Origin of the sequence: Streptococcus sp. 5905 (genome assembly GCF_013276505.1) — a bacterium.
Lineage (GTDB): Bacteria > Bacillota > Bacilli > Lactobacillales > Streptococcaceae > Streptococcus.
Genome location: NZ_VMLC01000011.1, coordinates 1 through 8,222, shown reverse-complemented (window position 1 = coordinate 8,222; position 8,222 = coordinate 1). Strand labels below are relative to the sequence as shown.

Annotated in this window: 6 protein-coding genes and 1 pseudogene; all 7 read right to left on the bottom strand. The window is 41.0% G+C overall.

Going from position 1 to position 8,222, the window contains the following annotated elements; translation table 11 throughout:
• Positions 1-1,584: KxYKxGKxW signal peptide domain-containing protein (locus tag HT680_RS09010; RefSeq protein ID WP_173259828.1), on the bottom strand; the 1,584-nt coding region annotated here is incomplete at its 3' end.
• A gap of 433 nt (positions 1,585-2,017) precedes the next feature.
• Positions 2,018-2,194 (bottom strand): XRE family transcriptional regulator, encoded by a 177-nt coding sequence (locus HT680_RS09005; protein ID WP_084945370.1) that lies wholly within the window; start codon positions 2,192-2,194, stop codon positions 2,018-2,020.
• Positions 2,195-2,262: 68 nt separating this feature from the next.
• Positions 2,263-3,591, bottom strand: a complete 1,329-nt coding sequence (gene gtfB / locus HT680_RS09000) for an accessory Sec system glycosylation chaperone GtfB (protein WP_173259826.1) — start codon at positions 3,589-3,591, stop codon at positions 2,263-2,265.
• A 27-nt stretch (positions 3,592-3,618) separates the two neighbouring features.
• Positions 3,619-5,148 carry an accessory Sec system glycosyltransferase GtfA gene (gtfA, locus tag HT680_RS08995; protein WP_173259824.1) on the bottom strand — a complete coding sequence of 510 codons (1,530 nt, stop codon included), beginning with the start codon at positions 5,146-5,148 and terminating at the stop codon, positions 3,619-3,621.
• A gap of 14 nt (positions 5,149-5,162) precedes the next feature.
• A complete protein-coding gene (locus tag HT680_RS08990; protein WP_084945364.1) occupies positions 5,163-5,849 on the bottom strand; it encodes a hypothetical protein in 687 nt (228 codons plus the stop codon).
• 255 nt (positions 5,850-6,104) lie between these two features.
• Positions 6,105-7,280, bottom strand: a complete 1,176-nt coding sequence (locus HT680_RS08985) for a glycoside hydrolase family 1 protein (RefSeq protein WP_084947062.1) — start codon at positions 7,278-7,280, stop codon at positions 6,105-6,107.
• Between the two features lie 56 nt (positions 7,281-7,336).
• A pseudogene (locus HT680_RS08980) lies at positions 7,337-8,222 on the bottom strand (hypothetical protein); the annotation flags it as partial.

Genomic DNA, 8,222 nt, shown 5'->3' with positions numbered 1-8,222 from the left:
ACTTGCTGAAGCACTTTGACTAGCATTTGCTGAGCTTGATGCTGATTGGCTCGCACTGATGCTTGCTGATACAGATGCTGAGTGGGATTGATGTGCGCTAAGCGATGCACTCGCTGAAGCTCTTTGACTTGAGCTTACTGATTGGCTTGCTGATGTCGACTTAGAGATGCTACCATTACCATCAATAGTCATTGAGAAGCCTCTTATCGGGAATCTCCTTTGATTTGTTCCCTCATTTTGCAGTGCTGCAAAATATGTAAGTGATTGAGGATTCTCTGGAACAGTACCATAAACTCTCATCTTAACATCAGGGCCACTAGAAGTAAATTTATATGTTATCCAGTCACCATTTGGTTTAATCCGTCTGTAGTTATCTATCAGAGTTAGTTTAGCTGGATGTACAAATTGGTTTGTAGAGTTTCTGTGATGGATAGTTACAGTGAAATTGAACTTTTGACCAGGTTGGAGAACAACATTCCCAGGTCCATCTATGACCTGAAGTCTCGGAGCCCAATCAAATCCTTCATCACCTGGTTGTGGCAACTTACGGAAACCTGAATAACCAGCACTACGGAAACCTGACTGACCTGCTTCTTTTGGTGAATTATTTACAGCCTTATCTGCTTTTTGGTCTTTCTCGGCTTGCTTGGTTGTATCCTTACCTTGGGCTTGGTTCTTGTCTGCTACAACTCCAGCTGCGATATTGTTGCTTGTTGTTACTGCTTGACTTGTACTAAGAGCTGCACTTGCCAAACTTTGGTTAGCACTGCCTGATACAAGACTTGCCGCAGGGTTGACCTTAAGGTTGAGCGATGCAGAAGCTGAGGTAGACACAGAAGCCTGAGCTGATGGTTCGCTAACAGCTGAGGCACTCTCAACTACAGAGGCAGGTGCTTGAGCGCTCGTTGACTCTGATGGTGTAGAGCTTGCTGAGGCAGATGCTTTGGCACTTGCTGAAGCTGATACAGGAGCTGATGTTGATTGACTCGCTGACTCAGATGCTGGAACAGTTGACTGACTTGCTGATGTTGAAGCACTTGCTGATGTTGAAGCACTTGCAGATGCTGACTGACTCGCTGAGGCAGATTGACTGACTGAAGCTGACTGACTCGCACTCGCTTGAGCCTCAACAGATTGACTGACTGATACAGAAGCTGAAGCAGATGCTTGTTCTGCTTGAGCTTTCTTTACTTCTGCTTGCGCTTGAGCGATGATTGAGTTAGTACTTGTTTCAGTTGTTTCAGCTGCTTTTGGTTCAGCAGCGATGACTGTTTTATCCTTTTCTGCATACTCAGATGTTTCATCCGCATAAACAGTTTGCTCTTGAGTCACCACAAAGCCTGCAGCCCCCGCGGCCAGGATTCCCCCTATACCCGCTAGCGTGTTAAAACTAAGGTGTGCGTGATCAAGTTCTTCAGTGTCTGACAGGGTACTAGAGACAACTTCACCCATCCCACCGATACGGAAGAGATCCAATTGAGAGTTCGAGGCTTTTACCCAGTTTTTACCCGACTTGTAAAGCTTATAACGCTTTTTCTCATCTACGATCTCGAAATCTTTGTTAAATTTTTTACTTCGAAACATTTGATTCCTTTCTTTTATCCAAATGCGACCCTTTGTTAACCTCATGATCATTAACAAAGCGTAGTTGCGCTGCCCTCTCAAAACCAAAGCTAACAAAAGCCACAGTCAGTCTCAGTTTTTATCCCTTTGACTCAGAAAAAGCAGATTCCATCTGGGATATACCAGTTGCTTTTATCTAGTATATACCATTTATCATTTTACCAAAACGGCTCCTCCTTTTCAAGTATTTATACTCGAAATGACCAATGAAAACGCCTAATTTTTACCTAAAATTCGCTTTTAAGTTTCAAATTGTTGGAAGCGTTTTATCATCTTTCGAAATCCCTCCCCCCCCCTTTTCACACTAGTTCAATTAGACAGAGACAAAAAACCTTGACGAGCAAATCGTCAAGGTTCATCTGTTCTAGAGAACTCCTCCGTCCAGAAAAAAATCCTAGAAAAAGCGTCCCAACTGCATGAGTAGTGTGACCAAAAGAGTTACGAGAAAGAGAACTCCGCCCAGCACGGCAATCATGCTAAAATCTTGCTTCTCCCTTTTTAGGGGTTTCTTTCGATTATCTAGCTGTTCTCGTATATGTTCTTGTAAAATGCCATTGTCCTTGTTAGACATGTGCTCCTCCTTTTCTGTTGATAGAAAGGAACTTGCTTTCATCGAAAGCAAGCCCTTGTCTTATTAGCTTATAAAATTGCCTTGTAGGCTTCCAGATCAGCCTGATTCGCCGCCTGTTTTTGCTTAGCAAGAGCAGCCTCCATCTCAGATGGAAGAGAGAGAACTCCCTGAATCTTACCTACCATGGCTGATACATTTTCCACCGGATAAATGTGGCTTTCTGCAACGAAACGATGATTGTGACAAGTCGTCTCAAAACTGAGAATCAGCATATTATTCTCAAAAGCTGTTCGACTACCATTGAGAATTTCATCACTGATATTGATATCCAGATACAAGTCACAGCGAGCAAAGAGCTCATTCACCTTAGCTGGACGAATATTAGGGTAGAGGGAAATATTCGGATAGCGATTTAATTCCATTAAACGACTTGACATCTCAGTAATCGCTCCAATATGGAAATGAACATTTGGTAATTGAGTCAAAAGTGACTCAATTTGCTCGATTTGGTCACTATTCGTCAAGATCAAAGCTTCTGGATTCATATTATTGAGGCGATGGTATTGATAGAGATAACCAACATTGCGGAAGTAACTCTTCTCTTTTGGTGTCGCAAGTTTGAGGATTTTATCATAAACTTGCTTGTCCTGTACTGCGATACGGATGTTGCGATGAGGCAACTGCATCGCTGCCTTCATGTTACCCGGCAACTCCTCTCCAATCGGCTCCTGCCAGAAGAGAATATCCTCTGCTCGTCCTTCTTTCGGAGTCAGACCAACGACTACTAAAAATGGTGTCGCTAGAGAATTGTAGATAATGCGATCTGTATCATACCCACGATATCGCAAGTAAAAGATTACAAACTCTTGCTTAGAATTGAAAATATGGCGTTTTCCATCAAGAGTTAAGACAATATCCTCTGTTAGATGATTTTCCATAATCACCGTTACATTATCTTGATTAAAGTAGCGTGTATGAGTTGGACGTTGGGCATCATCATAGGTAATCTGTGCAAAGAGACGTCCCTTGCGATTGTAAATGTCTGCAGCGCGCACACGACCTTGATCATCCAACCACTCGACTGCACGCACGCGACGTTCGTGTGTTGGTTGACGGTAAAAGATATTGGCACGTTTCTTACCCATATCCAAGATTTCACCATTAACATTGCTCGAGCGGATTTCCCACAAATGAGGTTTCGGAACAAGGTTAAAATAAAGAGGTAGATCGTCCTCTGAAGCCACATCTCCAGTAAAGTAACTGTAAGGCGACTCGACATCAGGTGCGAGGTAGCCATCGTCTCGGATCACGACAACAGGGCAGTCTAGCCCAGCTGCCTTAAGTGAACGTAGTAAATCAAAACTCGCTTGATCATAGCGTTCAAATAAACAAATCATAGTGTTTATGCCTTTCTTTTCGAATCCCTACTGATGCTGTGCAGATTGAACAAGATCATACCAACGCTGGGCAATATGTTCATCAAGATATGGTTCTGCCACCTCGTAGGATACACGGGATAGATCTTCTTGGGAATGTTGAGTAAATAGCTGGACAATCTTTTCTGCGTATTCCGTTGTCATTGCATCCAGATCATCTGGACGCACCTCAGGAATCAAGTAGCCGTTTTCCCCATCACGGATAAAGGTTGGATTTCCATAACGTACATCAAAACCAATAATTGGCAGACCAGAGCCAACTGCCTCTAACAAGGTCAAACCAAATCCTTCACTTGTGGAGGCAGAGAGGTAAGCAGAGTAATTTCGATACACATCTGCCATGTGGTGATGCCCCATCAAACGGATATAGTCTTCTGCATTTAACTCATGAATCAACTGCTCCAACATGGCTCTTTCGCCACCCGTACCATAGATATCAAAAGTAATTTCAGGTAATTGCTCATGTGCCTTCACTACAGAGTGAATCAACCAATCGATATGCTTTTCACTGGCCAAGCGCGAAGCTGTAATCAATCCAAACGGCTTGCGCTCTCCTTCTGGATGACGCAATTGATCCAAACTTCCTACCGGAATAGTCAAGATTTCCTTTGGTTTGATGTTCGTATATTGAGCAAATTGTTCCTTGAGTAGGTTCGTTTGCGCATCGGTCGAGTTGATGATATAGTCCACTTCTTCGGCATGTTCAAACTGATACTCATAATAGTTATTCCACAAAATATAGTCTTTCTCAGCAGGATTTTCACTAAAGTGGTCTGCATGAACGATTACGACTAGCTTTGCATCGCCCTTATTAGCAAAAATAGCTTGACCAATATCTGTCTCTCGGTCTAAGATTAACAAATCTTTGTCCGTCAGAGACAAACTTCTCATAAAATGCGCGACAAACTCTTGCTTAGAATAGAAAACATGATTTGGAAAACGATAGACTTGCGTTTCCTGTCTACCATCGACTTCATTGATGATTTCTTCATAAGCCACACTGCCATCTTCATTGAGCCAGGTACGTTGATATAATTGCGCATGACCATTCATCGGACTAAAATACTCGACAAAATTCTTCGTATAAGTATAGTACTCTTTTTGAATCAGGCAACCACGCGAAACAATTTCAGCGCGCTCAATCAACTCTTTGTCCATATCACAGGCATAACAAGTCACAAAATCACCATCACCAAATACAAGTCGGATCGTCTTCATATCGGTGTCGCGGATAATTTCGAGGGGCTCTTTATCGAAACTCGCTAAGACCTGCGCTAACGTATAGGTCGTCGGTGCAATTTTGACATCTGTAAAATGCTGATAAAGCCAGATAACCTCAGAATCTTCAAAGCCGATATTCTTTGTCAAATGTTCAATGTTATCAGCAGATATGAAATCCATAAAGATGAACTTCGCTTCTAAGCCAACACTACGAAGCAATTTTGCACGGTAGATCTGCGCATATTCTACACCGCTACTCGCCCAGCCAATCCCCAAATTGATGTTATAAATTGTCATATTTGATTATCCTCTTACAAAAAGTTATCTCGTTTAATTCTTGAAAGACGTTTGATTCTCTTACCCTTATCATCATCTAGCTTATCTTCGTCTTTCTTTTTAGGTTTTGCGCGACGTGAAGTGATGTAGCTGACAGAGATGGTACTATCTGTTCCTGTTTTTGCAAGGGGTTGTTCGAGATGGACTTTCTCTCTCTCAGGCACCACCTCTTCTTTCTCCTTAGCAACTTCTTCTGGTCTATCAAGTTCTTTACGCAATTCTTGAATTTTTTTGATATCTTTTGGTTTACCATCGATATCGTCCAGTTCTAGAAAATCATCAATTCGACTGATAATATTTTTAATTTTTTCTTTTTGTAAATTATACAATCTCTCAGCCTCTGCCCGTTTTTTAGTCAGAGTATCGATTTCTTCGAGAATAGATTCTCTCGTATCCAAGTAGTCTTTTTGTGCCTTTTCTAAAACTTCTTTAGCTTCTTTTTCAGCCCTATCATGAGCTTCAATGACAAGAGATTTGGCATAAATGACTGCTTCACCGATCTCTTTTTCTTGATTCTTCATAGAGTCGATTTTTTTACGTAGAGATTCGATTTTTTCATTCTTCTTTTGAATTTCACGATCGAATCCTTCCTCTAATGCTTCGATACAATCTTCGACTTCCTTAGCACGGTAGTTACCGAACAATGTTTTCTTCAGTCTCATTTTGCTCCCTCTATTCCTTACTTATTCTGATTTACACCACTACTCCCCATTGTAGCATAAAATAGCGCAAATTGCTATTCTTTTCTAAGCTCCAAACAAGGAAAATATCCTAAGCTGCTATCAAGCAAAACCCGAACTTAGCTTAAAGTCCATCTATTTCTAAAAAAATGTCTGATTGATAGATCAGACATTTTCAAAAGTAAAAATACGAACACTACTTCTAGGGTAGAAGAAATTCAGTTATTACTTCCTATTTTAAAAATTTAGTTCCGTCCAAGTAAGTGGTGTATAGCCAAGTAATTCCACACCATCATACTCGACTGTTTTCACGATCTCTTGGATGTTTGTTTTCAATTCTTCAGTTGCTACACTATTTGAATCATCCAAGACCACATCATCTTCCACGACGAAGAGTGGTTTTTGGTAACGATCATAAAGATTGTTCATCACGAGACGAAGTCCCACAGAATCAATGCGATTTTGATTTTGACCATTATTTGCATATTTGTTGATAAAAACTTCTTGGGAATTGCTTGATGCATAATAACTGAAGCTGACAAAGTCAATTTTCCCATCTCTTAGGACAAAGAGGTCGTCGTTTTCAATATCCAAGGCGATTTGATCACGTTCTAAACGACGCAAAAAGTGATTTGGGTAGTATCCACGAACTTGCACGTCTGTAAACAAATAATTTTCCCTATCTTTGACTTCTGCTTCCATTACATCAATAGCATTTTCAGTTTGCTGACTGTAGTTTTTACTAACAACCATCATCCCACCAAACTGAAACTCTGGGTTGATTGTTTTTCCGAGCTTGATTGCACGTGCAGAAGCAACTAATTGATAATGAGCTGCTTGCCAAATCACCTGTTCTTGATTGTCATCTGCTCCAAAAGACAATCCTCCACCAAGAAACGGCAAATGGTGCAAAACGTTGAACTCATTGAAGGTAATCCAATACTTCACTTTGTCCTTAAAGTACTGAAAGACAGCTTCTGCATAACGCTCAAAGAGTTCAATCATCTTGCGGCTTTTCCAAGCTCCATATTTTTCGTATAGATTCAGCGGAAGGTCAAAGTGACTCAAGGTCACAATCGGTTCGATATCTTTTTCTAATACGTCATCGATGATTGCTTCATAATATTTCAACCCCTCTTCACTCGGTTGCAGCTCTTCACCATTTGGAAAGATGCGTGCCCAAGAAATCGAGATTCTATAGGCATTAAAACCCATTGATTGAATTAAATTCAGCTCTTCCGTATAATCTCTCTGACCTACTGAAGCAAATCTCCCTAGGATATCATAAGATCCTAAAGGTACATTTTTGTAGTCAACTGTTCCATTCAGAACTTCTATCCGAGATTGGTCAACTGGTAATACATCTGTAGTACCCAAACCTTTGTTACTATTTGACATCATATTTCTAATCATAGTGGCTCCTTTTAATTTTTATTATTTCTATTTAATGATTGCAAGTTCTGATATTTTTAGGATGATTTAGCATCTTCCTTTTTTTGAGTAATAGCAGCCAAACCAGACAATTCACTTGCAACATTTCTTAAGTCACGTGCTAGGGGCTGCGAACCTGGTCTGAGTAGGTGATAGAGTTGGCGTTCCGTCATCCTTAAATTTGTTCCATTTGATTCTGAATAGTGAGACAGATGTTTCAGAGAGGCTTGCAAATCTACATTCTTTATCAATTCTTCTCTATTTTCAGACTCCTGTTGCTCCTCAGCAATATGTGCTTGAGACGATCCTTCTTCAGAAATTTCAGGTGTTATCACTTCTTGCACTTTTTGCTGGTGAGTTAGAGGGCTCATATCCAGTTCAGAGAGGCTCTTATACAGACGTTCCGAAGTATGCAAGTCATGCGCTAATACTTCTGTCTCCGCTACACTCTGTCTATAGGAACCAAATTCTGATTCTAACATACTATAGGATTGAGATAGGGATGCTTTCCTTAAACTCACCGAATCAGCTACACTCTGACTTTGACTTAAGGATTCAGATATTTGTTGGCTTTGACTTAAGGATTCAGACTCGCTGAGATAGAGGTTTTCGCTCAAACTTAACGACTCGGACTCTGAAAGCAGATGAGAAATCATCTCACTCAAGGAAAGAGACTCAGAAATCGATTCCCACTCACTCTGGCTTAGGCTATAGAACTCGGACTCGGAGACACTCTGACTCGCTTGTTCTGATTCGGAAAAACTCCACCACTCTGATTCTGAAGAGCTTTGAGATTCAGAAAGCGATTCCCATTCACTCTGGCTCAGACTATAGAACTCAGACTCGGAGACACTCTGGCTCGCTTGTTCTGATTCTGAGTGACTTTGGGAGTCTGAAACAGATTCCCACTCGCTCTGGCTTAGG

Bases quoted from the DNA above. Each gene is read 5' to 3' on its own strand.
- HT680_RS09005 (WP_084945370.1), bottom strand. From the start codon at position 2,194: ATGTCTAACAAGGACAATGGCATTTTACAAGAACATATACGAGAACAG.
- gtfB (WP_173259826.1), bottom strand. From the start codon at position 3,591: ATGATTTGTTTATTTGAACGCTATGATCAAGCGAGTTTTGATTTACTA.
- gtfA (WP_173259824.1), bottom strand. From the start codon at position 5,148: ATGACAATTTATAACATCAATTTGGGGATTGGCTGGGCGAGTAGCGGT.
- HT680_RS08990 (WP_084945364.1), bottom strand. From the start codon at position 5,849: ATGAGACTGAAGAAAACATTGTTCGGTAACTACCGTGCTAAGGAAGTC.
- HT680_RS08985 (WP_084947062.1), bottom strand. From the start codon at position 7,280: ATGATTAGAAATATGATGTCAAATAGTAACAAAGGTTTGGGTACTACA.